This window comes from Pseudomonas ceruminis (genome assembly GCF_021602025.1).
GTDB classification, from domain to species: Bacteria; Pseudomonadota; Gammaproteobacteria; order Pseudomonadales; family Pseudomonadaceae; genus Aquipseudomonas; species Aquipseudomonas ceruminis.
In genome coordinates, this window is the sequence record NZ_BQHW01000096.1 from 1 (window position 1) to 255 (window position 255).

Below are 255 nucleotides of genomic sequence, written 5' to 3' on the forward strand. Positions count from 1 at the left end.
AGCTCTGTGTTGTCTTGTGGTATGCCCGCTTGGGCAGCACCAGCAAACGGCGCTCTCCCAAGACCTGAAACAGCCTATCTCGGCCGACTTGGAATCGCTTGTCAGGTTGGCAATGCAGCAAATAGTGTAGCTTGCGGGTACCCAGACGCGGCTGGCGCAGCCGGACTTGCTGAACAAACTGAACCACCCGATCTGCCTGGCGCTCTTTGCCATCAGCGGCTCGGTTGCGTTTGTAGTATGCCTGTCGACTGATGC

1 pseudogene is annotated in these 255 nt (G+C 57.6%); it reads right to left on the minus strand.

Annotated features, from left to right (window positions below):
• A pseudogene (locus L6D80_RS29970) lies at nt 1-255 on the minus strand (IS3 family transposase); the annotation flags it as partial.